29 protein-coding genes are annotated in these 26,590 nt (G+C 69.0%); 20 read left to right on the plus strand and 9 right to left on the minus strand.

What is annotated here, in order from left to right:
* Positions 1-3 precede the first annotated feature (3 nt).
* Positions 4-2,310 (plus strand): hybrid sensor histidine kinase/response regulator, encoded by a 2,307-nt coding sequence (locus WS51_RS26935; protein ID WP_060021746.1) that lies wholly within the window; start codon positions 4-6, stop codon positions 2,308-2,310.
* Positions 2,311-2,385: 75 nt separating this feature from the next.
* On the opposite strand, the gene WS51_RS26940 is transcribed toward WS51_RS26935, so the two are convergent.
* Together WS51_RS26940 and WS51_RS26945 are read right to left on the minus strand one after the other, a co-directional pair.
* Positions 2,386-3,429 (minus strand): UDP-glucuronic acid decarboxylase family protein, encoded by a 1,044-nt coding sequence (locus WS51_RS26940; protein ID WP_059452501.1) that lies wholly within the window; start codon positions 3,427-3,429, stop codon positions 2,386-2,388.
* Positions 3,429-4,745 carry a glycosyltransferase family 4 protein gene (locus WS51_RS26945; RefSeq protein WP_059505173.1) on the minus strand — a complete coding sequence of 439 codons (1,317 nt, stop codon included), beginning with the start codon at positions 4,743-4,745 and terminating at the stop codon, positions 3,429-3,431. The genes WS51_RS26940 and WS51_RS26945 overlap by 1 nt, the downstream gene beginning before the upstream one ends.
* Positions 4,746-4,987: 242 nt before the next feature.
* On the opposite strand from WS51_RS26945, the gene WS51_RS26950 reads away from it, so the two are divergent.
* The 7 genes from WS51_RS26950 to WS51_RS26980 all read left to right on the plus strand — a co-directional run bounded on the left by WS51_RS26950 (position 4,988) and on the right by WS51_RS26980 (position 9,701).
* Positions 4,988-5,392, plus strand: coding sequence for a BON domain-containing protein (locus tag WS51_RS26950; RefSeq protein WP_059452322.1), 405 nt, complete (start codon positions 4,988-4,990; stop codon positions 5,390-5,392).
* Between the two features lie 27 nt (positions 5,393-5,419).
* Positions 5,420-6,448 (plus strand): SDR family oxidoreductase, encoded by a 1,029-nt coding sequence (locus WS51_RS26955; RefSeq protein ID WP_059452323.1) that lies wholly within the window; start codon positions 5,420-5,422, stop codon positions 6,446-6,448.
* A 55-nt stretch (positions 6,449-6,503) separates the two neighbouring features.
* Positions 6,504-6,803 carry a DUF2795 domain-containing protein gene (locus tag WS51_RS26960; RefSeq protein WP_059768901.1) on the plus strand — a complete coding sequence of 100 codons (300 nt, stop codon included), beginning with the start codon at positions 6,504-6,506 and terminating at the stop codon, positions 6,801-6,803.
* A 62-nt stretch (positions 6,804-6,865) separates the two neighbouring features.
* Positions 6,866-7,432, plus strand: a complete 567-nt coding sequence (locus WS51_RS26965) for a hypothetical protein (RefSeq protein ID WP_069230098.1) — start codon at positions 6,866-6,868, stop codon at positions 7,430-7,432.
* 100 nt (positions 7,433-7,532) lie between these two features.
* On the plus strand, positions 7,533-8,390 hold the full coding sequence (locus tag WS51_RS26970) for an SDR family oxidoreductase (protein WP_059799353.1): 858 nt from the start codon (positions 7,533-7,535) through the stop codon (positions 8,388-8,390).
* A 28-nt stretch (positions 8,391-8,418) separates the two neighbouring features.
* Entirely contained in the window at positions 8,419-9,030 is a 612-nt protein-coding gene (locus WS51_RS26975) for a DUF4142 domain-containing protein (RefSeq protein ID WP_059768897.1), read from the plus strand.
* Positions 9,031-9,089: 59 nt separating this feature from the next.
* Positions 9,090-9,701 carry a DUF892 family protein gene (locus WS51_RS26980; protein ID WP_059505162.1) on the plus strand — a complete coding sequence of 204 codons (612 nt, stop codon included), beginning with the start codon at positions 9,090-9,092 and terminating at the stop codon, positions 9,699-9,701.
* Positions 9,702-9,835: 134 nt separating this feature from the next.
* Here the strand turns inward: WS51_RS26980 and WS51_RS26985 are convergent, their stop codons facing one another.
* Together WS51_RS26985 and WS51_RS26990 are read right to left on the minus strand one after the other, a co-directional pair.
* Positions 9,836-11,161, minus strand: a complete 1,326-nt coding sequence (locus WS51_RS26985) for an NRAMP family divalent metal transporter (protein ID WP_069230099.1) — start codon at positions 11,159-11,161, stop codon at positions 9,836-9,838.
* Positions 11,158-11,805 carry a UdgX family uracil-DNA binding protein gene (locus WS51_RS26990; protein ID WP_069230100.1) on the minus strand — a complete coding sequence of 216 codons (648 nt, stop codon included), beginning with the start codon at positions 11,803-11,805 and terminating at the stop codon, positions 11,158-11,160. The genes WS51_RS26985 and WS51_RS26990 overlap by 4 nt, the downstream gene beginning before the upstream one ends.
* 529 nt (positions 11,806-12,334) lie before the next feature.
* Between WS51_RS26990 and WS51_RS26995 the strand changes: the two genes are divergently transcribed.
* Together WS51_RS26995 and dctA are read left to right on the plus strand one after the other, a co-directional pair.
* The gene (locus WS51_RS26995) at positions 12,335-13,261 is read left to right on the plus strand and encodes a LysR family transcriptional regulator (RefSeq protein ID WP_059452331.1); all 927 of its coding nucleotides are present in this window, start codon (positions 12,335-12,337) and stop codon (positions 13,259-13,261) included.
* Between the two features lie 43 nt (positions 13,262-13,304).
* Positions 13,305-14,621 carry a C4-dicarboxylate transporter DctA gene (gene dctA, locus WS51_RS27000; RefSeq protein ID WP_059452502.1) on the plus strand — a complete coding sequence of 439 codons (1,317 nt, stop codon included), beginning with the start codon at positions 13,305-13,307 and terminating at the stop codon, positions 14,619-14,621.
* A gap of 24 nt (positions 14,622-14,645) precedes the next feature.
* Here dctA and WS51_RS27005 read toward each other — a convergent pair whose 3' ends face one another.
* From WS51_RS27005 to WS51_RS27025, 5 genes are all read right to left on the minus strand, one after another.
* Positions 14,646-15,428: a substrate-binding domain-containing protein gene (locus tag WS51_RS27005; RefSeq protein ID WP_059452503.1), complete on the minus strand. Its 783-nt coding sequence runs from the start codon at positions 15,426-15,428 to the stop codon at positions 14,646-14,648.
* Positions 15,429-15,479: 51 nt separating this feature from the next.
* Positions 15,480-16,775, minus strand: coding sequence for an MFS transporter (gene tcuC / locus WS51_RS27010; protein ID WP_059452332.1), 1,296 nt, complete (start codon positions 16,773-16,775; stop codon positions 15,480-15,482).
* Positions 16,776-17,000: 225 nt separating this feature from the next.
* The gene (locus WS51_RS27015; protein ID WP_059452333.1) at positions 17,001-17,483 is read right to left on the minus strand and encodes a PRC-barrel domain-containing protein; all 483 of its coding nucleotides are present in this window, start codon (positions 17,481-17,483) and stop codon (positions 17,001-17,003) included.
* Between the two features lie 91 nt (positions 17,484-17,574).
* Positions 17,575-18,006 carry a CBS domain-containing protein gene (locus WS51_RS27020; protein ID WP_059452334.1) on the minus strand — a complete coding sequence of 144 codons (432 nt, stop codon included), beginning with the start codon at positions 18,004-18,006 and terminating at the stop codon, positions 17,575-17,577.
* A gap of 119 nt (positions 18,007-18,125) precedes the next feature.
* Complete coding sequence (locus WS51_RS27025) at positions 18,126-18,380, minus strand: hypothetical protein (protein ID WP_059452335.1); 255 nt, start codon at positions 18,378-18,380, stop codon at positions 18,126-18,128.
* Positions 18,381-18,536: 156 nt separating this feature from the next.
* Between WS51_RS27025 and WS51_RS27030 the strand changes: the two genes are divergently transcribed.
* The 10 genes from WS51_RS27030 (at position 18,537) to ligD (ending at position 26,586) form a co-directional block, all read left to right on the plus strand.
* The gene (locus WS51_RS27030) at positions 18,537-18,839 is read left to right on the plus strand and encodes a hypothetical protein (RefSeq protein WP_059452504.1); all 303 of its coding nucleotides are present in this window, start codon (positions 18,537-18,539) and stop codon (positions 18,837-18,839) included.
* 202 nt (positions 18,840-19,041) lie between these two features.
* The gene (locus tag WS51_RS27035) at positions 19,042-19,311 is read left to right on the plus strand and encodes a hypothetical protein (protein ID WP_059452336.1); all 270 of its coding nucleotides are present in this window, start codon (positions 19,042-19,044) and stop codon (positions 19,309-19,311) included.
* Positions 19,308-19,619, plus strand: a complete 312-nt coding sequence (locus tag WS51_RS27040) for a hypothetical protein (RefSeq protein WP_059452337.1) — start codon at positions 19,308-19,310, stop codon at positions 19,617-19,619. Before WS51_RS27035 ends, WS51_RS27040 begins: the two co-directional genes overlap by 4 nt.
* A gap of 50 nt (positions 19,620-19,669) precedes the next feature.
* Entirely contained in the window at positions 19,670-19,981 is a 312-nt protein-coding gene (locus WS51_RS27045; protein WP_059452338.1) for a hypothetical protein, read from the plus strand.
* Positions 19,982-20,182: 201 nt separating this feature from the next.
* A complete protein-coding gene (locus WS51_RS27050; protein ID WP_059452339.1) occupies positions 20,183-21,616 on the plus strand; it encodes an RNA polymerase factor sigma-54 in 1,434 nt (477 codons plus the stop codon).
* Between the two features lie 69 nt (positions 21,617-21,685).
* Positions 21,686-21,874: a DUF3008 family protein gene (locus WS51_RS27055; protein ID WP_038572123.1), complete on the plus strand. Its 189-nt coding sequence runs from the start codon at positions 21,686-21,688 to the stop codon at positions 21,872-21,874.
* 54 nt (positions 21,875-21,928) lie between these two features.
* A complete protein-coding gene (locus tag WS51_RS27060) occupies positions 21,929-22,090 on the plus strand; it encodes a DUF1328 family protein (RefSeq protein ID WP_006767422.1) in 162 nt (53 codons plus the stop codon).
* Positions 22,087-22,473, plus strand: a complete 387-nt coding sequence (locus WS51_RS27065) for a DUF3022 domain-containing protein (protein WP_069230101.1) — start codon at positions 22,087-22,089, stop codon at positions 22,471-22,473. Before WS51_RS27060 ends, WS51_RS27065 begins: the two co-directional genes overlap by 4 nt.
* Before the next feature lie 249 nt (positions 22,474-22,722).
* On the plus strand, positions 22,723-23,745 hold the full coding sequence (gene ku, locus WS51_RS27070) for a non-homologous end joining protein Ku (protein WP_069230102.1): 1,023 nt from the start codon (positions 22,723-22,725) through the stop codon (positions 23,743-23,745).
* A 24-nt stretch (positions 23,746-23,769) separates the two neighbouring features.
* Positions 23,770-26,586, plus strand: coding sequence for a DNA ligase D (gene ligD / locus WS51_RS27075; RefSeq protein WP_069230103.1), 2,817 nt, complete (start codon positions 23,770-23,772; stop codon positions 26,584-26,586).
* Positions 26,587-26,590 lie beyond the last annotated feature (4 nt).

Genomic DNA, 26,590 nt, shown 5'->3' on the forward strand with positions numbered 1-26,590 from the left:
CCGATGATTGACATTGCACGGCCGCAGGCCGCAAATTACGCCACCGCCGTGATGCTCGTCGCGATCGCGACCGTGCTGCAGGCGCTGGCGATCCGCTTCGGCGGCGTGAACCTGCCGCTCGCCCTGTACTACCCGCTGCTGGCCGGCGCCGCTTGGGTGACGTCGTTCCTGTTCGGGATCGCGTCGACGGTGGTGAGCGGGCTGCTGGTGTGGACGCTGTTCCTGTCCGATCCAGGCGCCTATACCGAACCGCTGGCGGCGCGCCTCGTGCGGCTCGGCACGTTCATGCTGATCGGGGCGCTGGTGTGCGCGATCGCGGCGATGCTGCGTCACGCGCGGCTCACGAACGAGCGCGCGCGTCGGCGGGAAGCCGCCACGCGGCGGCAACTCGAAGCCGTGCTGGACGCGCTGCCGCAGGGCGTGATCTCGACCGATGCGCAAGGCCGCGTGACGTACCTGAATGCGGCGGCGGCCGAACTGGCCGGCTGCAGCCCCGACGAGGCGGCCGGCCGGCCGGTGCGCGATGTGCTGCGCGTGTTCGATCACGACGGGCGCCGAGTGCAGACGACGCCGCTCGACCGCGCGCTCGCCGGTGCGCATGCGTCGTCGGACCGGCACTGGCTGCATGGCGCGGAGGGCGCCACGCCGGTGCCGATCGTCGAGGCGGCGTCGCCGATCGCCGATGCGCACGGCAACATCGGCGGCGCGGTCGTGCTGCTGCGCGACGACGGCGGGGCGCGCATGCTTGCCGACAAGTCGCGGCTGCAGCGCGCGGTCGTCGACGCATCGCCGGACGCAATCGTCGGGCTCGACGATCAGGGTCGTATCGTCAGCTGGAACCCGGCCGCGCAGCGAATCTTCGGGTACGACGAGGACGAGGCGTGCGGGCGGCCGCTCGAAACGCTGATCGCGATGCGCTGGCTGGCGCGCAACCCGCTGGTCGACTCGTTCGACGCGATGCGTGAACCGGTCGGCCCGCTCGAGCTGCTGTGCGTGCGTCGCGACGGCCGGCGTTTTCGTGCAACGGTCTCCGCATGCCCGGTGAAGGGCGACGCGCGCAGCTGCGTCGCGTTGTCGCTGACGCTGCGCGAGACCGGCGCGCAGCGTCGCCGCGACCTGCGCACGCACCGCTCGCTGCAAGGCGCGCGCGACGCGCGCGACCAGGCCGATACGTCGAATCGCCTGAAGGACGAATTGCTCGCGACCGTATCGCACGAACTGCGCACGCCGTTGAACGTGATCTACGGCTGGATCGAGGTGTTGCGCAACTCGGGCGACGATGCGTTGCAGCAGCAGGCGATCGATGCGATCGACCGCAGCGCGCGTTCGCTCACGCGCATGGTCGGCGACATTCTCGACGCATCGTCGCTCGCGACCGGCAAGCTGCGGATCGACTCGATGCCGGTGGATGTGGTGCGGCTGTTCGCCGATGCGACGACCGCGTTCCAGACCGCCGCGTCGTCGGCCGGCATCGCGCTCGAATTCGACTGCGCGATGCCCGCATGCGTGGTGCCCGGCGACGCGGAGCGGTTGCGGCAGATGCTGTCGAACCTCGTGTCGAATGCACTGAAGTTCACGCCGACCGGCGGTGCCGTGACGGTCACGCTGTCGCGCGACACCGCGCACGCGACGCTGACCGTCGCCGACACCGGGCAGGGCATCGCGCCGGACTTCATCCCGTATGTGTTCGACATGTTCCGCCGCGCCGACGATTCGCCTGCCTCGTCGCGGCGCGGGCTCGGGCTCGGCTTGTCGATCGTGCGGCATATCGCGGAGTTGCATGGCGGCAAGGTCCGCGTCGAAAGCGCGGGCCGCAATCGCGGCACGACGTTCACCGTGACGTTGCCGGCCGGCTGGCAGCCGGTGGGCGCGATGGCATGGCGCGCGATGCAGGACGATGGCCAGCGCGGCCCGCTGATGCTCGACTCGCAGCGCATCCTGATCGTCGACGACGACGCGACCACGCGCACCAGCCTGACCGCCGCGCTGAGCACGCTCGGCGCGACCGTCGCGATCGCATCGTCGGGCCGCGACGCGCTCGCGGTTGTCGCGGACGTGAAGCCGACCGTCGTGCTCTCCGATCTCGCGATGTCCGACGGCGACGGCTACTGGTTGCTCGACGCGTTGCGCCGCGGCGCCGCGAACGGCGGCAGCCCGCCGGACTTGCGCGTGCTTGCCGTGACCGCGCACGCGGGCCTCGCGGACGAGCGACGCGCGCTCGAGGCCGGCTTCGACGGCTATCTGTGCAAGCCCGTCGACGTTCGCGAACTCGCACACAAGATCGCGCACGTGACGAAGCGCGACGGCTGATGCGCGCCGCGCATCGGCCGCCCGCTGCCGCATCGGTGGACGGCCGCGCGAATTCGCGTTACCAGGCCGCCGCGTTCAGGTCGTCGCCGGCCGGTTCTGCGTGCTGATCTGCGCGAGCATGTGCGACGCGATCTGCGTGCTGCGCACGAGGTCGCCCGGCGTGTGATGCACGACCTGCCGATGGATGAAATACCGCGCGGTATGCGCGAGCCCGCTCGCGAGCGACGTCGTCGCACGCCAGCCGAGGCGCCGGTACGCGGCGTCGAGGTCCGGCCGCCGCTGGCGCGGATCGTCGGACGGCAGCGGACGGAACTCGATCGCCACCGCCGCGCCGACGATCCTCACGACTTCGCGCGCGACGTCGATCATCGCGATCTCGTCGTCGCTGCCGAGGTTCACCGGCTCGCATGCGTCGCCCGGCTCGTCCATCAGCCGGACCAGCGCATCCACCATGTCGTCGACATAGCAGAACGAACGCGTCTGCCTGCCGTCGCCGTAGACGGTCAGCGGCTCGCCCGCCAGCGCCTGCGTGATGAAGTTGGACACGACGCGCCCGTCGGCCGGATGCATGCGCGGCCCGTATGTGTTGAAGATCCGCGCGATCCGGACGTCGACGCCGTACTGGCGGTGATAGTCCATGAACAGCGTCTCCGCGCAGCGCTTGCCTTCGTCGTAGCACGCGCGCACGCCGATCGGGTTCACGCGGCCGCAGTAGCGTTCGTCCTGCGGATGCACGTCGGGGTCGCCGTACACTTCGCTCGTCGACGCCTGCAGGATGCGCGCCTTCACGCGCTTCGCGAGGCCCAGCAGGTTGATCGCGCCGTGCACGCTGGTCTTGGTCGTCTGCACCGGGTCGCGCTGATAGTGCACGGGAGACGCCGGGCACGCGAGGTTGTAGATTTCGTCGACTTCGACGTACAGCGGGAATGTCACGTCGTGCCGCATCAGCTCGAAATTCGGCGCATCGAGCAGATGCGCGATGTTGTCCTTCGTCCCGGTGTAGAAATTGTCGACGCACAGCACGTCGTGTCCGGCCGTCACGAGGCGCTCGCACAGATGCGAACCGAGAAACCCGGCACCGCCGGTGACGAGCACCCGTTTGCGATCGTAGCCCTTCATCATGCATTCTCCTTGCGGTGCGCGAGGACGCCCGGCGTGGTCGCGACGGGCGTTCGGCGGTTGCTGGCCGCCGCGCCGGCACGTTGCGGATGGGCGACGTCGCGATAGATGTCGATGAGGCGGTCAGCCACGCCGCGCCATGTATAGAAGCGGTGCGCGCGCAGATAGCCGGCCCGCCCGAGCGCCTCGCAAAGGTCCGGCCGGGCGCGCAGCTGCACGAGCCGCTCGGCGAGCGCGGCCGGGTCGCGCGGCGGCACCAGGTAGCCGGTGACGCCGTCGTCCACCGTCGTGCGGATGCCGCCGACGTTGCTGCCGATCACCGGCGCGGCGCACGCCATCGCCTCGACGGGCGTGATGCCGAACGGCTCGTACCATGGCGTCGTCACGAATACGTCGGCCGCACTGTAGTACAGGTGCAGCATGTCACGCTCGCGCCGGCCCACGAACGTCACGCGTTCCGCGATGCCGGTGTCGTGCGCGAGCGCGGCGAGGCGTGCCAGTTCCGGATCGCGCGCCGGGTCCGGCGTCGCTTGGCTGCCGCCGACGATGTAGAGCCGCGTCGGCCGGGCCGGATCGCGCGGCATGCGCGCGAGCGCGTCGATCACGGTGTCGATTCCCTTGCGCGGCACGAGCCGCCCGAGCTGCAGCACGACGAATGCATCGTGCGGCCAGCCGAGCCGCGCACGCGCGTCGACACGCGGCACCGGCCGGAATTCGCGCGCATCGAACCCGCAGGGCACGATCTCGATGCGCGCGGCATCGGCGCGGTAGTGCGTGGTCAGGTCGAGCGCATCCTGCGGACACTCGGCGATCAGCCGGTCCGCGCGGCGCGCGAGCGTGTCCTCGATCTCGAAGCGCTCGTCCGGGAATCCGTCGGCCGCGCCCTGATGCAGCCGGCGCACACGGCCGAGCGCGTGGAAGGTCATGACGAGCGGAATTCCGAGACGCTTCTTCACGCGCAGTGCGGCCTCGCCCGACATGAAGAAGTTCGCGTGCATTACGTCGACGGGGTCGGGCTCGCGCCGCATGCGCGCGACCATGTAGTCCGCGAACGCGCCCATGTACGGCAGCAGCCGTTCCTTCGGGATATCGGCGGGCGGCCCGACGGGCACGTGGATCACCCGCATGCGCGGGCCGATCTGCACGACTTCCGGCAGGTGCGGATTGTCGCAGCGCGTGTAGACGTCGACGTCGAGACCGCGCTCGGCCAACTGCTTCGCGACGTTCGCGACGTAGATGTTCTGCCCGCCCGCATCCACGCCGCCGATCACCCCCAGCGGCGACGCATGTTCACTGATCAACGCAATTCTTTGCATGGTGTTGCTCCCGAGGTCGGGGCCACGCCGGCGAGCCCCGTTGCGTCCCTCTGCGGCAATCGCCGTGCCCGGCACTTTGCGGGACGCACACCCCGCTCATGTGCCGAAAAAATTACAACGCGTTGGATGAAAGGGCGTCCGATCACCGTGCCGCGCGTGCATGCGGCGTGCTGCGCGCGGCACGCGATTTGCGTCATCCGGATGTCCGCCGGCATGCCGGCATCACACGATAGGAGGTCACGATGAAGGTATTCCCGCTGCAAGCCCGCGCGCCGCGATTCCGCCGTCGTGCGGCGACGCGTCTCGGCATGGCGATCGCGATCGCCGCGGCCACTGCCTGTACCGTCGTCGCGCCGAACGCGTTTGCCGCCGGAGACGACGGCACCACCTCGTCCATGTCGTCGTCGACCCATTCGAGCACCGGCACGAAGATCCGCGACGCGACCATCACCACCAAGGCGAAAGCCGAGCTGGTCGGCACGAGCGGCCTGTCGGCCGGCGACATTCACGTGAAGACGCGCCACGGCGTCGTGATGCTGACCGGCAGCGTGCCGGACGACCAGCAGCGCGCGCAGGCCGCAAATGTCGTCAAGCAGATCGACGGCGTGCAGGACGTGCGCAACCAGTTGACCATTCGCCCGAAATAATCGCGGCCCCGTAGAAGGAGTCCAGTGATGAACTGCATGCTCAAACCGGTCGGCGAGCAGACGATCGTGATCACGGGCGCCACCAGCGGCATCGGCCTCGTCACCGCGCGCAAGGCGGCACGGCGCGGGGCGAAGCTGGTGCTGTTCGCGCGCAACGAGGACGCACTGAACACGCTGTGCGAGGAGATCCGCCAGCACGGCGGCCTCGCGGTGCCGGTGGCCGGCGACGTCGGCGTCCTCGAGGACGTGCAACGCGCGGCCGCCAAGGCGGCCGATACCTATGGCGGCTTCGATACGTGGGTCAACAACGCGGGCGTGTCGATCTTCGGTACGGCGGCGGCAGTGCCGCTCGAGGATCAGCGACGATTGTTCGACACCAACTATTGGGGCGTCGTGCACGGCTCGCTCGTCGCGTCGGATCATTTCAGGCGCAAGAGCGACTTCCACGGCGGCGCGATCATCAACATGGGCAGCGAGGCGTCCGATGCGCCGGTGCCGCTGCAAAGCGCGTATGTGGCATCGAAGCACGCGGTGAAGGGTTTCACCGATTCGCTGCGGCTCGAGCTCGAGTCGGATCACTTGCCCGTGTCCGTCACGCTCATCAAGCCGGCCGCGATCGACACGATGTTCGTGATGCACGCGAAGAACTACATGAACGTCGAGGCGAAGCTGCCGCCGCCGATCTACGACCCCGAACTCGTCGCCGACGCGATCCTGTTCGCCGCCGCGCACCCGCGCCGCGCGCTGTTCGTCGGCGGCGCCGCGAAGCTGACCTCGGCCGGTGCGTACCACGCGCCGCGTCTGTTCGATCGCGTCGCGGCCACGCTGTTCTCGCGCGGCCAGCGCACGGTACGCCCCGCGCGCCCGCGCGACGACAACGCGCTGTACGAGTCCCGCCACGCACTGCACGAGCGCGAAGGGATGGAAGGGCCCGTGCTGCGCGGTTGTGCGTACAACGCGGTGGTGCAGCAGCCGAAGGTGGCGGGCGCGGTCGCGCTGGGTGCCGCGGCACTGGTGGTCGCCGCGCTCGCGCGTGCACGGCGTGCGCCGACGTGATCGCGTGCCGTTCCTGCCATTCCGTTTCCCGGTTTCTCATCTGAAGGAGGTTTCCATGTCATCCCGACAACATACGGGCCACGAATACAGCCACTCGCGCGCGCACGAAGGCGAGCGCACGCAGCAGGACCACGACAAGGGCGGCCATCAGGGCGGCCACGGCAAGGCGCCGAGCCCGGTCGACGTGCAGAAGGCGCTGAAGGGGATGGACTATCCGGCGAGCAAGTCGGACGTGGTCGAGTGCGCGGAGCGCTCGCACGCCGACCCGCGCGTGCTCGACATGCTCAGGCAGATCCCCGAACGCGAATACGACACGCCGGCATCGGTATCGAAGGAGCTCGGGCGGCTGATGTGAGCGCCGCCCCGTCGCGTCGCGCACGCCGTCGCGTGCGCGGCACCTTATGAAGGAGCACGAACATGGCCATGATCGTCGCAGGACGCTTCACGACGTTCGATGAAGCGGAAGGTGGCGCGCGCCACCTTTACGAGCGCGCATTCGGCCCGGACGACGTGTCGATCTTCTTCCTGAATCCGGGCGGCCAGCACGCGCGGTTTCCGATTGGCGGCGACGTGTATGCCGATACGGCCGCGAAGCCGGGCGGTCGCGGTGCGATGGTCGGCGCGCTGCGCGGGCTGCTGATCGGCGCGATCGTCGGGCTGATCCTCTATGCGCTCGGCGTGCACTACTGGTTCGTGCCGGCCGCGGGCGCGCTCGCGGGCGCGTATCTCGGCGCATTCGGCGGCGCGCTGGGCCGGATGCGCGGCGAGCAGGCCGAAGGCAAGGGCACGCTCGCGCATTCCGAAACCGGCGTGATCCTGGCCGCGCGCGTGACGGCCACGACCGCGGCCGCCGCAGAAGACGTGCTGCGCGCGACCGGCGCGCAATCGATCGAGCGCGTCGAAGGCGACTGGCAGGACGGCGAATGGCGCGATTTCGATCCGGTGCGCCGACCGGACGGCACCACGCAAGGCAACCCGCACTGAGCAGGCCGTTTCCGCACGAGCCTGCCATTCGGCGGGCCGGTGCACGCCGCGCGGCACGCGGCTTGCGATGCATTCGCGACACCCGACCAAGGAGGAACCCATGACCGACACCAAAGCCCCGCCGCCCCAGACGCAGACGCAACAGCCGGGCCGCGAGCAGGAGATGCATCCGAAGCCGCACGACGAAGCGGCCGATTACGTCGGCAGCGGCAAGCTGGCCGGCAAGGTCGCGTTCGTGACGGGCGGCGACAGCGGGATCGGCCGCGCGGTGGCGATCGGCTTCGCGAAGGAGGGCGCGGATGTCACGATCGTCTATCTGAACGAATCGGACGACGCGGCGCACACGAAGCGCCTGATCGAGCAGGCGGGCCGGCGTTGCGAGGCGATCGCGTGTGACGTCGGCGACCGGCGGCAGGCGCACGACGCCGTCGCACGCACGGTCGAGCGGCTGGGACGGCTCGACGTGCTCGTCAACAACGCCGGCGAACAGCATCCGCAGCCGGGCATCGAGGACGTGACCGAGGAACAGCTCGAACGCACGTTCCGCACCAACGTGTACGGCATGGTGTTCTGCACGCAGGCCGCGCTGGCGCACATGAAGGCGGGCGGGCGCATCGTCAATACCGCGTCGGTGACCGCGTATCACGGCAGCCCGAAGCTGCCCGACTACTCGGCGACCAAGGGCGCGATCGTCGCGTTCACGCGCTCGCTGTCGATCGAGCTGGCCGAGCGCGACATTCGCGTGAATGCCGTGGCCCCCGGCCCGATCTGGACGCCGTTGATTCCGTCGACCTTCACCGCCGAACAGGTATCGAAGTTCGGCACGAACGTGCCGCTCAAGCGGCCGGGGCAGCCGGACGAACTGATCGGCTGCTACGTGCTGCTCGCGTCCGAGGGCGCGAGTTACATGACGGGACAGACCTTGCATCCGAACGGCGGCTCGATCGTCGGCGGCTGACGGCTCTGTCCACACAAGGAGAAAGCGCATGAAACAACCCAACTGGACGATCGCGGCGCTTGCCGCGGGCGTGCTCGCCGTGTCGGGATTCGCGCAGGCACAGATGCCCAGCGAGCCGCCCGCATCGAATTCGCATGTGCCGGGCGGCGTGATCAACCCGTCGTCGGGCGGCGGCGCGAACGATGCCGGTATCGCGAAGGCCCCGCAGGGCGGCGATGCCGAGTTCGTCGACAAGGCCGCGCTCGCCGGCAGGGCCGAGGTGCAGGCCAGCCAGCTTGCGCTGAAGCAGGCGCAATCGGCGGACGTCCGCGCGTTCGCGAAGCGCATGGTCGCCGATCACGGCAAGGCGAACGCGAAGCTGAACGCGATCGCGGCGCGCACCGGCATGAAACCGCAGGTGGACCAGATCCAGGACCCGGACGTCGAGGCGCTGCGCGGCAAGCGCGGGCACGACTTCGACACCGCATATGTCGCGGCGGTCGGCCCGGACGCGCACAAAAAGGCGGTCGCGCTGTTCGAGGACGAGGCGCGCGACGGTAAGGACGCGCAACTGCGTGCGTTCGCGAAATCCACGCTGCCGACGCTCAAGCATCACCTGAGCATGGCGGAGGAACTCCAACGCAAGGTGGGCGCGCAGTAACGCGCGCCCGTTTCAACCCCAGGGCCGCGCGGGCGGCCCGTTTTTTCGGAGAGGCAGTCATGGCCCAACGGCAATCGAAGCACGAAGGCATCCTCGAACTGCTCTGCCAGGCATACGAGACCGAGCTTGGCGGCGCGAAGATCTACGAGGCCGCGCTCCAGTGCGCGACCGACGAGGACCTGCACAAGGAGTGGGAGAAGTACCACCGCGAGACGATGCATCATCAGGAGGTGCTGCGCAAGGTATTCGAAACGCTCGGCCTCGATCCGGATGCGCAGTCGCCGGGCCGCGCCGCCGTGGCGGCAACCGGCAAGTCGCTCGTCCAGGTGATCGAGCAGGCGAAGAAGCAGGCCGATCCGGCGGTCGCGCAGGTGGTCGCGGCCGAATGCGTGGTGCTGGCGGAAACCAAGGATCACCTGAACTGGGAGCTGATCGGCTATGCCGCCGACCAGTTGCCCGACGGCGACGCGGCGAAGGCGCTGAAGGCCGCGCACGATGAAGTCGAGGCCGACGAGGACCATCACCTGTATCACACCCGCGGCTGGGCGCGCGAGATGTGGATCGATTCGATGGGCTTCAAGGCGGTGCTGCCGCCGCCGGAGGAAGTGAAGAAGGTCGAGTCGGCGGCCGATGCCGCGCGTGCCGAAAAGTCACGCGGCAAGATGATGTAACGATGGTTGTCGGGCAACCGGGCCGTGCTGCGCATGCAGCCGGCCGGTTGCCCGATATCGTTGATCGGCCGTTGTTGTGCAACCGGCTCGAACGGTTGCTCACACAACTGAACCGGAAGCTACACCCATCGCGGTCAACGCAGCATGTCCATGGCCATCACCATCACCGATCCCGCCATCAGCACGACCGCCAGCCACCCGAACACCTTCGACGCGAGCCCGCTGCCGGGTCGCCCGGCCGCATCGCGCCGCTGCGACAACAGCATCACGAGCACGAGCATCGGCACCGCCGCGACGCCGTTGAGCACCGCGCTCCAGTAAAGCGCCTTGATCGGATCGACAGGACTGAAGCAGATCGCGATGCCGACCAGCACGCATGCCGCCAGCACCGCATAGAATGCCGGCGCGCGCCGCACCGGTTCGTTCAGGCCTTCCCGGAAGCGCCATGCCTCCGCGCAGCCGTACGCGGCGCTCCCCGAGAACGCCGGAATCGCGAGCAGCCCGCAGCCGACGATGCCGAGCGCGAACACGACGAACGCCGCTTCGCCGGCGATCGGGCGCAACGCCTCGGCCGCCTGCGCGGTCGAGCCGATGTCGTGTCTGCCGTTCGTGAAGAACACGGCCGCGCCGATCACCATGATGCAGAACGATACCGCGTTGGTCACGATCATCCCGGTCCAGGTGTCGAACCTGATGCGTCGCTCGGTCTCCCGCCGCGCGCCGGGCGCGCATGCGATATCGCCGTTGCGGCGCTCGGCCTGGGTTTCCTCGACTTCGAGCGCGGCTTGCCAGACGAACAGGTACGGGCTCAGCGTCGTGCCGAGCACCGCGACCGCCGTCGTCGCATAGTCGTGGGTGAACGCGATGTGCGGAAGCACGATCGCGTGAAGCAGGCTGCGCCAGTCGACGTGCACGAAGCCGAGTTCCAGCACGTAGGCGAGCAGCCCGAACGTCATCCATTTGAGCCAGCGCGCGTAGCGTTCGTAGGACAGGAATACCTGCAGCATGAGCGACGCGATCCCGTAGACGGGCGCATACCAGTAGCTGCGGCCGCCGACGACGAGCGCGGTCGCATCGCCCATCGCGGCGAGATCGGCGCCGACGTTCACGACGTTGACGACTACGACCATCATGATCAGCGCCTTGGCGAGGCGGCTGGAGAACTGCTCGCGGATGCCCGCTACGAGGCCTTCGCGATTCGCGCGCCCGACGAATGCCGACGCGAGCTGCACGGCGACCATCATCGGCAGCGTGATCACGATCATCCACAGCATGTGGAAGCCGAATTGGCTGCCGGCCTGCGCATAGACGGCGACATTGCTCGGATCGGCGTCGGACGCACCCGCGAGCAGGCCGGGGCCGAGCCGCCGGTACCACGGCTGCGCGGCGGGTGCGGTGGGTGCGGTGGGTGCGGCGGTTGCGGGTTCCCGCGCCGCGTCGTCGCCGCGCAGGTCGCTCATTCGGCGTCTCCGCGGGCGCCGCGCGCGAGGCGCGACGCGGTGCGCAGCGCATCGACGAGCGTCCGGTACGCGTGCTCGCGCGAATCGGCGCCACGCGTGCGCAGCACGTAGGACGGGTGGTAGGTCGCGACGACGAGACTGCCGTGGGGCGAGCGCACCGGCTTGCGCGTGCGCTCGAGCGTTGCGTCGTTGTCTTGCAGTACCGCGCGCAGCGCCGTGGCGCCGAGCGCGACGATCACGCGCGGGTGCGTCGCGGCGAGTTCGCGTTCGAGCCAGTAGCGGCATGCGGCGACCTCGCGCTGCGCGGGCGTCTTGTGCAGCCGTCGCTTGCCGCGCGGCTCCCATTTGAAGTGCTTGACCGCGTTGGTCAGATAGACGGACTTGCGTTCGATCCCGGCCTCGTCGAGCGCGCGATCGAGCATGCGGCCCGCCGCGCCGACGAACGGGATGCCCGTGCGGTCTTCCTGGTCGCCCGGCTGCTCGCCGACCAGCATGATGCGCGCGTCGGCGGGCCCCGCGCCCGGCACCGGCTGCGTCGCATGTTCCCACAGTCCGCAGCGGCGGCAGGCATCGAGCGTCGCCGGTGCGTCGTCGTCGGGGGCGGCCGGGACGGCCGCGCGCTTCGCGGGCGCGGCGCGCGTCATGCGGCGCTTCCCGTACCGGCCCGCGCGGCGCCCGCATCGACGGGCGCACGACGGTGCGCGCGCCGGCGAACGGCAGGCGGGCCGAAAAACCGGCCGGGTCGGAACATCGGCAGTGCGCGCATTGACGGCTCCCTCATCGATGCAGTGCACTTCGTACAGCAACCGGCATGCCGCATGCAGTCGATCGGCGCGCGGGCCATGTCGTGGCACCGGGCGGTTGCCGGAGAGATTCCCGATGCGGTTCGACCTTGCGGCGGGCCGGACGCCGCCACGGTGCCGCCATGCCGCCATGCCGCCGACACCGCCGCTGTCCGGAACCGGCGCATGGTCGCCGACGGGCGAGCGTGACCGCCCGGGGCGCTTACACGCAGCTTGTAAAACGGTATCGGCCGTGCCCTTGCCCCGCTCATTGGCCCGCCGCACGGGGCACGGCGGCGCCCCCCGGCTTCGCGGCCGGACATCTCCCGGCTGGGTGTGCTTGCCCGAATCGGGCACAATACGCGGCATTCGAGATGCGGAGACTTGGCCCGTGGGAATCAACTTCGATTTGACCGACTTGCAGGCGTTTCGCGCGGTGGTGGAGCTGGGAAGCTTCCGGAAGGCCGCCGAGGCGATCAGCATTTCGCAGCCCGCGTTGAGTCGCCGGATCGACAAGCTGGAGGAAGCGCTCGGCGTGCGTCTGTTCGAGCGCACGACGCGCAGCGTCACGCTCACGACGGTCGGCCGCGTGTTCGCGCCGAGCGCCGAGCAACTGCTGGACGATCTCGACGTCGCGCTGCTCGGCATCCGCGACGTCTCGTCGAGCCGCCTCGGGCACGTGACCATCGCGTGCGTGCCGTCGGTGGCCTACTACTTTCTGCCGAACGTGATCGCCAGCTACCATCGCCGCTTTCCGCGCATCAGGGTCAAGCTGCTGGATGCGAGCGCGAACGAGGTGCTGAGCGCCGTCATCAGCGGCGAGGCCGATTTCGGCGTGAGCTTCATGGGCAGCCAGGAATCCGAGGTCGAGTTCAAGCTGCTGCTGCAGGAGCGATTCGTTGCCGCGTGCCGGCGCGATCATCCGCTCGCGCGCAAGAAGCGCGTGACCTGGAGCGAGCTTTACGAATACGAATACGTGTCGGTGGACAAGACGTCCGGCAACCGCCTGTTGCTCGACCAGGCACTGACGAGCGTCGCGCCGCGCGCGCCGAGCGTGTGCGAGACGCGCCACGTGACGACCATGCTCGGGCTGGTCGAGGCGGGGCTCGGCGTCGCCGCGGTGCCGTCGATGGCGATGCCCGGACACGACCATCCGCTGCTCACCAGCGTGCCGCTCGTCGAACCGGCGGTCAAGCGCAGGGTCGGCATCGTGAAACGGCGCGGACGCCAGCTGACGCCGGCCGCGGAGGAGTTTCACCGGGCGGTCGTCGAAGCAAGGCGTGGCGGTGGCACGCCGCGCAGCGATGCATCGGCATGATGCATGTGACGAAAACGACCGGGACATCGAGGAAGACCGCACCGTGAGGCTGGCAACACCGCTTCGTTCGCTGTACGTGCAAGTGCTGCTCGCGATGGCGCTCGGCATGAGCGTCGGCCACTTCTGGCCGTCGGCCGGCGCGGCGCTCAAGCCGCTCAGCGACGCGTTCGTCGGTCTCGTGCGGATGATGATCGCGCCGATCGTGTTCTGCACGATCGTCTCCGGCATCACGTCGCTCGCGAACGGGAAGGCCATCGGGCGCACGATCGTCCACGCGCTGGTGCTGTTCTATCTGCTGACTGCGGCCGCGCTCGCATTCGGGCTTGTCACCGCGTTCGTGATGCAGCCCGGCGCCGGCATGCACGTCGACGTGCGCCATCTCGACGCGAGCGTGCTGGCGCAATACGCGCAGCACGCGCAACCGCGCGGCCTCGTCGCGTTCGCGCTGAGCGTGATCCCGGACACGATGCTCGGCGCGTTCCAGCAGGGCGAGGTGCTGCCCGTGCTGCTGCTGTCGCTGCTGTTCGGGTTTTCGCTGAATGCGTATCCGCAGGCCGGGCGGCCCGTGCTGGCGCTGATCGACGGCGTCGCGCAGATCGTGTTTCGCGTGCTCGCGATGATCATGCGGCTCGCCCCGCTCGGCGCATTCGGCGCGATGGCGTTCACGGTCGGGCGCTTCGGCATCGGCTCGGTCGGCTCGCTCGCGTGGCTGATGGCGTCGTTCTACGTGGCGTGCGCGTTGTTCGTCGCGCTGGTGCTCGCGCCGCTCGCGCGGTTGCACGGCTTCGCGTTGTGGCGGCTGTTGCGCTACATCCGCGAGGAGTTGCTGATCGTCCTCGCGACTTCTTCCACGGAGCCGGTATTGCCGCGGCTGATCGTCAAGCTGGAGTCGCTCGGCTGCGACAAGGGCGTCGTCGGGCTCGTGCTGCCGGCCGGCTACTCGTTCAACCTGGACGGCACCGCGATCTATCTGACGCTGGCGGCCTTGTTCATCGCGCAGGCGTGCGACGTGACGCTTTCCGCGCCGCAGATCGCGGCGATGCTGGCCATCATGCTGCTGACGTCGAAGGGTGCGGCCGGCGTGTCCGGCAGCGGGCTGGTCGCGCTCGTCGCGACGCTCGCCGTGATGCCCGACCTGCCGGTCGCCGGCGTCGCGCTTCTGGTCGGCATCGATCGCTTCATGTCCGAGGCGCGTGCGCTGACGAGCGTGATCAGCAACGCGTGCGCGGTGATCTTCGTTTCGATGCGCGAAGGCGCGTGCGATCGTGCGCGTCTTGCGCGGATGCTCGGCGCGAGCGCACCGGCTGGCCCGAACGGCGCCGATGAAGCCGACGCCGGGCCCGGCGGGAAGGCGGTTTGACGCGCACCTTCCCGTCGTTCGTGTTCAACGTGCGGTAACGGAATCCAGGCCGGTCGATTGCACATCCGGCTGCACGTCGGGCGACGCGAGATACTGAAGCAGCGCCTTCGCTTCCTCCGGATGCTGCGCGCCGACCGGGATGCCGGCCGCGAAGCGCGTGACGGACTGCAGCGACTCGGGGATCTTCCCGACGAAGGTGGCGCCCTTCACGGGCAGCAGTTCGCTCACCTGCTGAAAGCCGATCTCGTAGTCGCCGTTCGCGACCACGGACGCAACCGGGATTCGCGGGACCATGGTCGCCTTCGATTTCACCTGATCCTCGATGCCGAGCTTCCTGAACAGCTCTCGCTCGATGTAGACGCCGCTCGCGCTGTCCGAGTAGGCGATCGACTTCGCATGCAGCAGAACCTGTTTGAGGCCTTCCGCCGTGCTGATATCGGGTTTCGCCGCGCCGTCGCGCACGACCATGCCGATGCGCGAATCGGCCAGCTCGACGCGCGATCCGGCGATCACCTTGCCTTGCCGAATCAGATCGTCGAGCGCATAGCCGACCATGATCACGGCGTCGGCCGGCTCGCCGCGCGCGAGGCGGTTCGGGATCGCCTCGGGCGATTTGCCCATCGACGGGCCGAGCGCGGTCTCGAGCGTGTTGCCCGTGCGGGACGCGAATCGCGGGCCGAGCAGCTTGTACGCGGCGGTGAAGCCGCCCGAGCTCATCACGTGCAGGTCGGCGGCCTGCACGTTCGCGGCGACGGCCGAAGTGGCGACGAGCGCGCTCGCGCAGAGTTTCAGGAACAGGTTTTTGATGGTCATGGTCTTGGCCGTTGTGAGTCGAGGCAGGTCGTCCGGCATCAGGCTTCAGTGCGCCGGCGTCAGCGTGGCCGTGTGCCGGCGATAGAGGGCGAACGTCGCGAGCAGCGCGCACACCGCGGCGATGCTCATCCAGTAGCCGGGCGCGGCCTTGTCGCCGGTCATGTGAATGAGCGCCGTCGAGATGGCCGGCGTAAAGCCGCCGAACACGGCCGTCGCGAGGCTGTACGCGAGCGAGAACCCGGCCACGCGCACCTCGACGGGCATCACTTCCGTCAGCGCGACGACCATCGCACCGTTGTAGATCCCGTACATGAACGACAGCCACAGAAGCACGAGCAGCATGTTGATGAACGACGGCGCATGCGCGAGCAGCGACAGCGCGGGATACGCGGTGGCAATCGCGAGCAGCGTCATGCCGACGAGCAGCGGGCGGCGGCCGATGCGATCGGACAGGGCGCCGCCGATCGGCAGCCACACGAAGTTCGACACGCCGACGCACAGCGTCACGAGCAGGCTGTCGGCCGTGCTCAGGTGCAGCACCGTCTTGCCGAAGGTCGGCGCGTAGACCGTGATCAGATAGAAGCTCGTGGTGGTCATCGCGACGAGCATCATGCCGGCGACCACGACGCCCCAGTTGCGCGCCAGCGTCCCGAAGACTTCCTTCATGCCCGGACGATGCCGGCGCGCCTTGAATGCCTGCGTTTCCTCGAGCTTGCGGCGCAGCATGAAGATGAACGGCACGATCATGCAGCCGACGAAGAACGGCACGCGCCATCCCCACGATGCGATGGCCGATGCGCTCAGCCAGTGATTGAGCGCGAAGCCGAGGCCTGCCGCGACGACGATCGCGACCTGCTGGCTCGCGGACTGCCAGCTCGTATAGAAGCCCTTGCGGCCGGGCGTGGCCATCTCGGCGAGATAGACCGACACGCCGCCGAGCTCGGCGCCCGCCGAAAAGCCCTGCAGCAGGCGACCGACCAGCACGAGCACGGGCGCGAGCAGGCCGATCGTCGCATAGCCCGGAACGAACGCGATCAGGATGGTGCCGCTGGCCATGATCGCCAGCGTGACGATCAGGCCCTTGCGGCGGCCGACGTCGTCGATATACGCGCCCAGCACGATCGCGCCCAGCGGCCGCATCAGGAAGCCGGCGCCGAACACGGCGAAGGTCATCATCAGCGACGCGAACTCGCTCGCGGCGGGAAAGAACACGGCGGAAATCTGGGTGGCGTAGAAGCCGAACAGGAAGAAGTCGAACTGCTCGAGGAAGTTGCCGGCCGTCACGCGGAATACCGCGGCGGCCTTCGAACGTCCGGTCGGAAGGCTGGGCGAGGGGTGCATCTGGGTGTCTCCAGGGGAAATCGGGAAGAATGCGCCGGGGAGCGGTCTATTGTGGTTTCGGCAATGTTCGCCTGAAGACGGTCAAACGATAAGTGCGATTTTTGGAAGGATTGATGTCGTATGGTTATCAATCGGGCGGCGCGCTGCGCCGATCCGTCGAAAAGCCCAAAAAAAGCCCCGCATGCGCGGGGCTCGTTGCCTGTACTACCGGCACACCACGAACGGTCAATGCGGGCCGCGCGCGCGCGGATCGTTCAGTTCCTCGGTCGGATCGGTGAGCCCGAGCTCGTCGCCCGCGCTCCAGTACGGTGTGCTGCCGTAGAACTCGTGCAGCGGCTCGGCCCATTGCGGGTCGGCCATCGCCGGCCAGTGATCCTTGTCGAAGCCCGGCGCGTTGCGGATCCGCTCGGACGACACCGACAGCAGGAAACACTTGCGTTCGGTGTCGAGCGTGAGCGCGCTCCATGGAATCGCGAGCAGCTTGTCGCCGATGCCGAGCAGGCCGCCGCTCGACAGCACGGCGTAGGCGATGCGGCCCGAACGCACGTCGAGCATGATGTCCTTGATCTTGCCGACGTCGTCGCCATCGGTCGTATAGACCTTGTCGCCTTCCAGCGTGTCGGCCGCCATCACGTCGGGGCCCGGGCCGGCCGCCGTCGCGGCGCCCTTGCCGACGATGCGCGTCTGTCCTCGATCGGAAGTCTGCATGGTTGTCCTCCTGGTTGAGTGGAGCGCGGCCGTGCCCGGAATGGGCCCAGCGGGTCGCGCGGGGTGGTCGGACGAGGCGAGGATCGCCCCGTCACGTGCGCTTCGGTTGCGACACGCCTTCGAGCGTGTTCGCGACGTCGTCGCGCGCGGGGCCGGCCGTGCGCGTCGCGATGTCCGCGAGCGACAGCATGCCGACCAGGCGCTTGTCGTGATCGACGACGGGCAGGCGGCGCAGCTGCGCGTCCGCCATGTAGTGCTGGATCTCGTCCAGCGAATCGTCCTCGAAACACCATTCGATCGGGCCCGACGCCACTTCGTGGATCCGCGTCTCCGGCGACTTGCCGGCCGAGATCGCGCGCACCGCGAGATCGCGGTCCGTGACCATGCCGATCAGCCGGTTGTTGTCGCACACGGGCAGCGCGCCGATGTCGTAGCGCTCCATCAGTTGCGCCGCATGACGGATCGAGTCGGTCGGCGCGATGCGCACGACGTCCTGCGACATGATTTCGTTGACGCGATGCATGAAGTCCTCCTTGCGGTTTGAAGCGGGGCCGTGCAATTCAGCAAGCGGCGTGCCGTTGGCGTGCCGTTGGCGCGCCGTCCGGCACGCGCGTTTCGTCCGTTTCGTCGAATGGCCGGCCGTCATTCGTCGCGGCGCTTGCCCGGGTCCTGCCACGGGCCGTCGTCGTGCGTGCCCGGCGGCGTGTCCGGTTCGATGCGCGTGACGCCGCCGGTGGCCGGCGGGTCGCTCGCGGGAAACGTGTCCTCGAGCTGCTTGTCGATATGCCGTTCCGAATGACGCGTTTTCGTGCGGTCCTGGTCCTTCAGCGGCGGCGACGGGTCGGGATGCGGTTCGTGCGCCGGCGCGTCGCGGCCGGAACGGGGCGAATCCTTCATGGCGGGGCTCCGTGTCGGTGACGATGGGCCACTCACGGCGCAACGGACGTGCCCGCTGCACCCGCACGGCACGCGACTTGCCGCATCGGTGTCGACCACGACGACGACACGCTGCGCCACGCGCGCGTGCACACGCACATCAAACGGGAGGGCACGATGACGATTCCGAAACGGCGGCCAGGAGTGCGCTATGAAGTCAACATTTGCGGCGGAGGATTCGAGTCGGTGAAGAGCCACTTCGTCACCTGGAAACAGGAGCCGCTGATTTACCGGCCCGAGCGCCGCATGTTCGAGGGCAAGGCGGACGTGCGGCCGCTCGACGAGACGTTCGGCTCGACCGAGCCCGCGCGCTTCGCGTTGCAGCGCGCGTGCGAGCCGGCCGATCCGTACGCGCTCGCCGCGCGGGTGCGCGACGACGATCACGAGCTGTGGCTCGTGATGGCCGCCTACGACGCGTAGCGCGATGGCCTTGAAAGAATTGCAGCGCGCGGTGTAGCGAAGACACGTCGCACGGCGCGGCGGCTGACGCGCATGCACGTCGACGCGCGGCAGGCGATGCGAGCGGCCGGCACATGGCTTGCGGACTTCAGCGTATCGCGCACCGGGCGCCGAGCGCACGGCGGCGCGATCCGATTCCACCAGAGGACAGCACAACGCCCATATGCCCATGATCCGAGACGCAACCCCAAACCCGGCCCGGTCGCTGCACCGGCCCGACCCGCCGATGCCCGACGTCGAACCGGATCCCGAACCGCCCGCGCCGGACGACCTGCCGCCCGGCACGCCCGAGCCGTATCACGATCCGGAAGGCGATCCGCCCGCGCGGCCGCCGCCGGAACGCGAGCCGCCGACGCGGGAGCCGCCGATCCACGTGCCGCCGACGGGCATACCGCCAGTGGCGTTCACTCGATCCACGGAGGGGCCGCGATGAGCATCCGCGTGAAACCCGGCATGCTGCGCGACGTGGCCGAGATGCTCGGCCGCCATTTCGAGGCGCGCGCGATGCCGTTCCACGTCGAGGAGCAGCCGGCCGGCGCGCTCCATATCGGCTTTCGTGTCGACGGTCATCCGGCGTCGCTGACCGTCACCTTCGACACCGACGCGTTCGCGGCGCTCGAGCAGGCCGGCACCGAGCGGCAACGCGGCGCGCTGGCACGCGTCGCCGCCGAGTTCGACACGATGATGGCGCGCCGCGCGCCGACCGCGTATGCCGGCGATTTCCATTTCAACCGGCTCTGAGCCGTGTCGCCACGGCCGGCCCGGTGCCGTCGACTCAACGGAGGATTCCGATGAAACCGATCCAGTCGATGCGTGTGGGCGCCTGTGCGTTCGCCGCTGCGTGCGCGCTGGGCGCATGCACTCAACCGCAGGGCACCTACGGCACGCGCGGTGCACCGCCGGCGCCGCCGGACGGTCATGGCGCGTCGCCGACCACGACGATGCCGGACGCGAATACGCGCTACGACACGCGCCCGTCGCCGCAGAACACGATGCCGGCGGGCGCGGCCGGCGGCGAGGCGCCCGACGTGCCGCCGCCGGGGCCGAACGGTGTGCAGGGCGGTCCGACGACGCCGGGCACGCCGCCGCCGATGCAGTACTGAGTGCGCGGGACGCCGCGCGTGCGGCCGGCGCGAATTCCGTGCCCCTAACTTGCCGGCACTTGTAAAAAAGGCGCCACCGGAACGCGCCGCACAGGGGGTACGAACCCGCCAGAGCCCCGACAGACGGCGCTTTGCCGCCTTGGCATGGAAGCTGCGTAATTTTGTTCGAACGCAATTTCGCACACTGTCAGGAGGGCATCGATGTCCGTCACGCTTGCGCTCCAGATGCGACAGCATCTGGCACTCACGCCGAGGCTTCAGCAGTCGCTTCGCCTGCTGCAATTGTCTTCGCTCGAATTCCAGCAGGAATTGCGGCAGGCGCTCGACTCGAATCCATTTCTCGAAGATGGCCAGGGCGATGACGAAGTCGCCGCCGACGCGCCCGCACCCGCCGTCGAGGCGGCGGCGCCCGATCCGGCGCCCGAGCGCGACGACGTGCGTCCGCCCGACGGCGAGATGTCGTACACGGCCGCTCCGGCGCCGCGCGGCACGAGCCGCCAGGGCGACGACGCGAGCGACCTGTCGCCCGGCGAGTGGATGGCGGCCGAGCCGTCGCTCCACCAGCAATTGCACGACGCGCTACGTCTTTATCCGTTGAACAAGCGCGACCGCGAAGCGGCGCGCATCGTGATCGACGCGCTCGACGAGGACGGCTATCTGCGTCAGGAGCTGGGCGAGTTGCTGGTCGCGGCCGATCCGGCGCTGCTGCTGTCGGAACAGGATCTCGCGGTCGCGCTGCGCCTCGTGCAGATGCTGGACCGCCCGGGCATCGCCGCACGCTCGGTGTCCGAATGCCTGGTCCTGCAACTCGATGCGATTCCGGCCGGCACGCCGGCGCTCGCGGAGGCGAAGGCGATCGCGCGCGACCATCTCGAACGGCTCGCGCGGCGCGAGACGGCGGAAATCCAGCGCCGTCTGGGCTGCAGCCAGCAGACGATGCAGGCCGCGTGCGCGCTGGTGCGCACGCTCGACCCGCGTCCCGGCAATCATTACGGCAGCGCGCGCGGCGACTACGTGATACCCGACGTAATCGTGCGCCAGGTGCGCGACGAATGGATCGTGACGATCAACCCGGCCGTGCTGCCGCGCGCGCGGTTGCACGAGCGCTACGCGACCTTGTTCGCACAGTCGAGCGGCGAGCGCGATTCGCCGCTCGGCCAGCAGTTGCAGGAGGCGCGCTGGCTGATCCGCAACGTTCAGAAGCGCTTCGACACGATCCAGCGCGTCGGCGAATGCATCGTCGCGCGGCAGCGCGATTTCTTCCGCTACGGCGAGATCGCGATGAAGCCGCTCGTGCTGCGCGACATCGCCGAGGAGCTCGACCTGCACGAATCGACCGTGTCGCGTGCGACGGGCAACAAGTACATGGCCACGCCGCACGGCACGTTCGAGTTCAAGCATTTCTTCCCGCGCAAGCTGGAAGCAGCCGGCAAGGGCGTGTGTTCGGCGTCGGCCGCCAAGGTGCTGATCCGCGACATGATCGCGTCAGAGCGCCACACCGATCCGCTGTCGGACGTCGCGCTCGCGCAGAACCTCGCGGGGCGCGGCATCCTTCTTGCGCGTCGGACGGTGACCAAGTATCGCCAGGCGATGAAGATTCCGCCCGCCGAACTGCGCCGGCGCGACGCCGCATGACGATACCGTCCGAACCGCGCGCGGTCCGCTGAACGAGGGGCCGTGCGCACCACCGAGAGGAGGAATGCCATGCCAGCCAAGTCCCAGGCCCAGCAACGCGCCGCAGGGGCCGCCCTGTCCGCGAAGCGCGGCGACACCAAGATGAAGGATCTGAAGCCGCCTTCGAAGTCGATGGCCAAGTCGATGAGCGAAAAGGAACTCGAAAAAATGGCTTCGACGCCGACCCACGGCAAACCCAGGCACAAGCACGATTCTTGATCGGCGGCGAAACGCGTCGACGATCGTCGTTTGTCAGGACTCCAGGAGGAATTCATGCTTCGATACGCCATCATCTTCTTCATCATCGCGATCATCGCGGCCGTATTCGGCTTCGGCGGGATCGCGGCCGGTGCGGCCGAGATCGCGAAGATCCTGTTCTACATCTTCGTCGTGATCTTTCTGGTCACGCTGCTGCTGGGGGTCGTGCGCCGATGACGGTCACGCCCGACCGTTCGCAGCGCATCGCTGAACTCGAAAGTGCGCTTGCGAACGGCTTTCCGTCTCAGTCGACCCTCGTCGTGCACGCGGACGATGCGTCCGGGCGGCTGACGATCCAGGTGTTGTGGGTGCGGGTGCCGGCCGAGGCGAGCGCGCGTCAGTGGCGCTGCGTGGTGGACTTGCGCTTCGAGCCGGACGTCCTCGCGCGTTATGCGTCGCTCGGTGCCGCCGACCGGTTGCGCGTGCGCACGCATGTGTGCGACATGGCGCGACGCGCGGTGGATGAAGAGAAGCCGCGCGTCGAGGACGCCGAGATCGAATGCAGCGTCGCGCTCGACGTGACGCGCGAGGAACTGGATCGCGCGCTGAGCGCGCCCTGACGTCGCGGCGGCAGGCTGCCGCGACAACGCGGCGAGCCGTCGCGGCACGCGCCGCGCGGCTCGTGCGCGTTCCGTGACGGCTCCGTGCGCGCCGCGACGCGGTCCCGCATGCCGCCGTCCTTCACCGAACCGATATGACGAGGACGCGCGCATGACGCAGCTCCGCGAGCCGGCCATCGGCCGCAACCCGACGGCATGACATCATGCGGGCGCCGCCGGGCGCGCATGCAAGCGGCAAGGAGGACACTCATGGCACCGCGGATGATCTGGAAAGGTGCGATCAGTTTCGGGCTCGTTCACGTGCCCGTGCAGCTCTTTCCCGCGACGCGCACCGTGAAGCCGTCGTTTCGGATGCTCGACAAGCGGTCGATGGATCCGATCGGCTACCGGCAGATCAACAAGCGTACCGGCAAGGAAGTCACGCGCGAGGACATCGTGCGCGGCTACGAGTACGAGAAGGAGCGCTATGTCGTGCTGACCGACGACGAAATCCGCGCGGCGAACCCCGAATCGACGCAGACCGTCGACATCCTGACCTTCGTCGACGAGGACGCCGTGTCGTTCCTCTATCTCGACACACCGTACTATCTCGTGCCGGACCGCAAGGGCGAGAAGGTCTATGCGCTGCTGCGCGACGCGCTGAAGGACAGCGGCAAGATCGGCATCGCCCTCGTGGTGATGCGCGACCGCCAGCATCTCGGCGCGCTGATTCCGGTCGGGCCGCTGCTCGCGCTCGATACGCTGCGCTGGCAGGATGAGTTGCGACCGCTCGACGAGCTGTCGGTGCCGGCCGAGGACGCGAAGCGCGCGGGCGTGACCGCGCGCGAGCTCGGCATGGCGAAGAAGCTGATCGAAGACATGGCCGGCAAATGGACGCCCGACCAATATCACGATACGTTCCGCGACGACATCCTCGAGCTGGTCGAGCGCAAGGTACGCGCGGGCAAGATCGAGGAGATCGAGGAACGCCCCGCGCAGACGAACCGCGCGGCGACCAACGTGGTCGACCTCACCGAATTGCTGAAGCGCAGCCTGAAAGGCGGCGGCGGAGCGCGTGCGGCCGATCTGCGCGATGCGGGCGACGAGGACGAGAATGCAGACCGGGCGCCTTCGTCGTCGCGCGACGGCGGGCGCCGCAAGCCGGCTTCGAAGGCCGCCGCGAAGGGCGCGGCCGCGAAGACCGCCGCGGCGAAACGATCGCCCGCGAAACGCGCCGCGACCGGCGACCATGCCGCGAAGAAAACGGCTGCGCGCCGCAAGCATGCCGCATGACGCGGCGCGAAGCGAGGTGATGCCATGCCCGGCAAGCTCGATCCATATCGCCGCAAACGCCACTTCGGCGAGACGCCGGAACCCGAAGGCGCGCACGGGCGTCGGCGGGCGAAGGCGAAGGCCGATGCGCAGCCGGCCGCTCGCGCGCGCGCGCGTGCCGGCCATCCGCTGCGCTTCGTGATCCAGGAACATCATGCAAGGCGATTGCACTATGACTTCCGGCTGGAACTCGACGGCACGCTGAAGTCGTGGGCCGTGCCGAAGGGGCCGAGCCTCGATCCGTCGGTGAAGCGTCTTGCCGTGCATGTCGAGGACCATCCGCTCGAATATGCGTCGTTCGAAGGCGAGATTCCGGCCGGGCATTACGGCGCGGGGTCGGTCGTCGTCTGGGACGAAGGCACGTGGACGCCCGACGGCGGACTCGCGCAGGCACGCGACGGCTATCGCGCGGGCAAGCTGACGTTCCGGCTCGACGGCGAAAAGCTGCACGGCGGCTGGGCGCTCGTGCGCAGCGGGCGCCAGGAGGGGCGGCAGGAGCAGTGGCTGCTGATCAAGGAGCGCGACGACGATGCGCGCGGCGCGGATGAATTCGACGTCGTCGGCGAGCGGCCGGGGAGTGTGCATGACGGGGCCGGGCGGGCGGCGCGGGCGGATTCGAACGGCGGCTCGAAGCGCACGCGTGCGGCGCCGCGCGGCCGCGGCGACGAGGCCGGAAAGCACGACGCGCGCGGCGCGCGGCATGACGGCCGCGACCGCGCTCGAGACGACCGCGATCGCGCGCCTGCGGATCCGTCCGCGATCGAAGGCGCGGTGCGCGCGCCGTTGCCCGAGCGCGTCGCGCCGCAGCTCGCGACGCTGGTCGACGGTCCGCCGCACCAGGGCGACTGGCGCTACGAACTGAAATTCGACGGCTACCGGATCCTCGCGCGCATTTCCGGCAAGGGCACGCGCCGGCACGTGAAGCTGATGACGCGCGAAGGTCGCGACTGGACCGCGAAGCTGCGCGCGCAACGCGAGGCGCTCGGGGCGCTCGCCGTCGACGACGCATGGCTCGACGGCGAGGCCGTCGTGCTCGGCGCGAACGGTCTTCCCGATTTCCAGGCGCTTCAGAACGCCCTCGGTGCGGGACGCTCGGATGCGGTCACGCTGTTCGTATTCGATCTGCCCTATCTCGACGGACACGACTTGCGCGACGCACCGCTCACCGCACGCCGCGCGCTGCTCGAACCGCTGCTGGCCGACAGCGACCCCGCACGAGTGCGCTTTTCGCCCGATCTCGGCGACGACGTTGCGTCGCTGATCGCGAGCGCATGCGATACCGGTCTCGAAGGGCTGATCGGCAAGCGCGCGGACTCGCGCTATCGGGCGGGACGTTCGCCCGCATGGATCAAGCTCAAATGCAGGCGCCGGCAGGAGTTCGTGATCGGCGGCTATACCGAGCCATCGGGCAGCCGTCACGGCTTCGGTGCGCTGCTGCTCGGCGTGCACGAACCGGCGCCGGGCGGCAAGCGCACGCGCGGGCCGGCACCGCTGCGCTATGTCGGGCGGGTCGGCACGGGCTTCGACGCGCGCATGCTCGACCGGCTTGCGTCGATCCTGCGCAAGCATGAGCGCGATACGGCGCCGTTCGATCCGCCGCCGCGCGAGCGCTCGCGCACACGTGTGCACTGGATCGAGCCGACGCTCGTCGCCGAATGCGAATTCGCGGAGTGGACCGGCGACGGCATCGTGCGGCAGGCCGCGTTCGTCGCGCTGCGCGAGGACAAGCCGGCCACGCAGATCGTCCGCGAAGTGCCGAAACATGCGAATACGGAGGTGGCGATGGATCAACGTCAGACCACGCACGACGACAAACACCGCGCGAAGCACGCGTCGCACGACGCGAATGGCCGCGAGCACTCCGCGCGCTCGCGCGCATCCGCCCGCACGACGGGCAGCGACGATACCGGCCCGGACCGCCTCGGCCGCGTGCGTATCACCCATCCCGACCGCGTGCTCGATCCGGCCAGCGGCACGCGCAAGATCGATCTCGCGCGTTACTGGCAATGGGTCGCGCCATGGCTGCTGCCGGACCTGAAGGGGCGGCCCGTGTCGCTGGTGCGCGCGCCTGGCGACATCGCGGGCGAGCTGTTCTTCCAGAAGCATGCCGAGCGGCGCGAGATTCCGTTCGTCACGCAGCACGCCGGGCTCGATCCGGGGCACGGTCCGCTGCTGTCGCTCGACAGTGTCGACGCGCTGCTCGGCGCGGCGCAGATGGGCACGATCGAGTTGCATACGTGGAATGCGCATGCGTCGAACATCGAGCGGCCGGACCGGATCGTGTTCGACCTCGACCCCGATCCGGCGCTGCCGTGGAGCACGATGATCGAGGCCGCGCAACTCGTGCGCGGGCTGCTCGACGAGCTGGGGCTCGCGTCGTTCTGCAAGACGAGCGGCGGCAAGGGCCTGCATGTGGTCGTGCCGATCACGCGGCACCTCGGCTGGGACGACGTGAAGGACTTCTCGCGCGCCGTCGCGCAGCACGTCGCGGCCGCGTTGCCCGACCGTTTCACCGCGACGATGGGCCCGCGTCATCGTCGCGGCAAGATCTTCATTGACTACCTGCGCAACGGTCGCGGCGCGAGCACGATCGCCGCGTATTCGACGCGTGCGCGGCCCGGGATGGGCGTGTCCGTGCCGCTGCGCTGGGACGAAGTGCCCGGCACGACCGGCGGCGCGCAATGGACGATCGACACGCTGCATGAACGGCTCGACCGGCTCGAGCGCGATCCGTGGGAAGGCTACGACGACACGCGGCAGCGCATCACCGCGCAGATGCGCGCGCGGCTCGATGCATCGTGACGTC

The organism is Burkholderia territorii (assembly GCF_001718335.1).
Lineage (GTDB): Bacteria > Pseudomonadota > Gammaproteobacteria > Burkholderiales > Burkholderiaceae > Burkholderia > Burkholderia territorii.

Excerpts from the sequence above, each read along its gene's own strand:
- WS51_RS27035 (WP_059452336.1), top strand. The coding sequence starts at position 19,042 with ATGCCCATGATCCGAGACGCAACCCCAAACCCGGCCCGGTCGCTGCAC.
- WS51_RS26955 (WP_059452323.1), top strand. The coding sequence starts at position 5,420 with ATGAACTGCATGCTCAAACCGGTCGGCGAGCAGACGATCGTGATCACG.
- WS51_RS27055 (WP_038572123.1), top strand. The coding sequence starts at position 21,686 with ATGCCAGCCAAGTCCCAGGCCCAGCAACGCGCCGCAGGGGCCGCCCTG.
- WS51_RS26990 (WP_069230100.1), bottom strand. The coding sequence starts at position 11,805 with ATGACGCGCGCCGCGCCCGCGAAGCGCGCGGCCGTCCCGGCCGCCCCC.
- WS51_RS26935 (WP_060021746.1), top strand. The coding sequence starts at position 4 with ATGATTGACATTGCACGGCCGCAGGCCGCAAATTACGCCACCGCCGTG.
- WS51_RS26950 (WP_059452322.1), top strand. The coding sequence starts at position 4,988 with ATGAAGGTATTCCCGCTGCAAGCCCGCGCGCCGCGATTCCGCCGTCGT.
- WS51_RS26985 (WP_069230099.1), bottom strand. The coding sequence starts at position 11,161 with ATGAGCGACCTGCGCGGCGACGACGCGGCGCGGGAACCCGCAACCGCC.
- WS51_RS27050 (WP_059452339.1), top strand. The coding sequence starts at position 20,183 with ATGTCCGTCACGCTTGCGCTCCAGATGCGACAGCATCTGGCACTCACG.
- WS51_RS26940 (WP_059452501.1), bottom strand. The coding sequence starts at position 3,429 with ATGAAGGGCTACGATCGCAAACGGGTGCTCGTCACCGGCGGTGCCGGG.
- WS51_RS26975 (WP_059768897.1), top strand. The coding sequence starts at position 8,419 with ATGAAACAACCCAACTGGACGATCGCGGCGCTTGCCGCGGGCGTGCTC.
- WS51_RS26945 (WP_059505173.1), bottom strand. The coding sequence starts at position 4,745 with ATGCAAAGAATTGCGTTGATCAGTGAACATGCGTCGCCGCTGGGGGTG.
- WS51_RS26965 (WP_069230098.1), top strand. The coding sequence starts at position 6,866 with ATGGCCATGATCGTCGCAGGACGCTTCACGACGTTCGATGAAGCGGAA.
- WS51_RS27015 (WP_059452333.1), bottom strand. The coding sequence starts at position 17,483 with ATGCAGACTTCCGATCGAGGACAGACGCGCATCGTCGGCAAGGGCGCC.
- WS51_RS27045 (WP_059452338.1), top strand. The coding sequence starts at position 19,670 with ATGAAACCGATCCAGTCGATGCGTGTGGGCGCCTGTGCGTTCGCCGCT.
- WS51_RS27060 (WP_006767422.1), top strand. The coding sequence starts at position 21,929 with ATGCTTCGATACGCCATCATCTTCTTCATCATCGCGATCATCGCGGCC.
- WS51_RS26960 (WP_059768901.1), top strand. The coding sequence starts at position 6,504 with ATGTCATCCCGACAACATACGGGCCACGAATACAGCCACTCGCGCGCG.
- WS51_RS27030 (WP_059452504.1), top strand. The coding sequence starts at position 18,537 with ATGACGATTCCGAAACGGCGGCCAGGAGTGCGCTATGAAGTCAACATT.
- tcuC (WP_059452332.1), bottom strand. The coding sequence starts at position 16,775 with ATGCACCCCTCGCCCAGCCTTCCGACCGGACGTTCGAAGGCCGCCGCG.
- WS51_RS27020 (WP_059452334.1), bottom strand. The coding sequence starts at position 18,006 with ATGCATCGCGTCAACGAAATCATGTCGCAGGACGTCGTGCGCATCGCG.
- ku (WP_069230102.1), top strand. The coding sequence starts at position 22,723 with ATGGCACCGCGGATGATCTGGAAAGGTGCGATCAGTTTCGGGCTCGTT.
- WS51_RS27025 (WP_059452335.1), bottom strand. The coding sequence starts at position 18,380 with ATGAAGGATTCGCCCCGTTCCGGCCGCGACGCGCCGGCGCACGAACCG.
- WS51_RS27065 (WP_069230101.1), top strand. The coding sequence starts at position 22,087 with ATGACGGTCACGCCCGACCGTTCGCAGCGCATCGCTGAACTCGAAAGT.
- WS51_RS27040 (WP_059452337.1), top strand. The coding sequence starts at position 19,308 with ATGAGCATCCGCGTGAAACCCGGCATGCTGCGCGACGTGGCCGAGATG.
- WS51_RS26970 (WP_059799353.1), top strand. The coding sequence starts at position 7,533 with ATGACCGACACCAAAGCCCCGCCGCCCCAGACGCAGACGCAACAGCCG.
- ligD (WP_069230103.1), top strand. The coding sequence starts at position 23,770 with ATGCCCGGCAAGCTCGATCCATATCGCCGCAAACGCCACTTCGGCGAG.
- WS51_RS26980 (WP_059505162.1), top strand. The coding sequence starts at position 9,090 with ATGGCCCAACGGCAATCGAAGCACGAAGGCATCCTCGAACTGCTCTGC.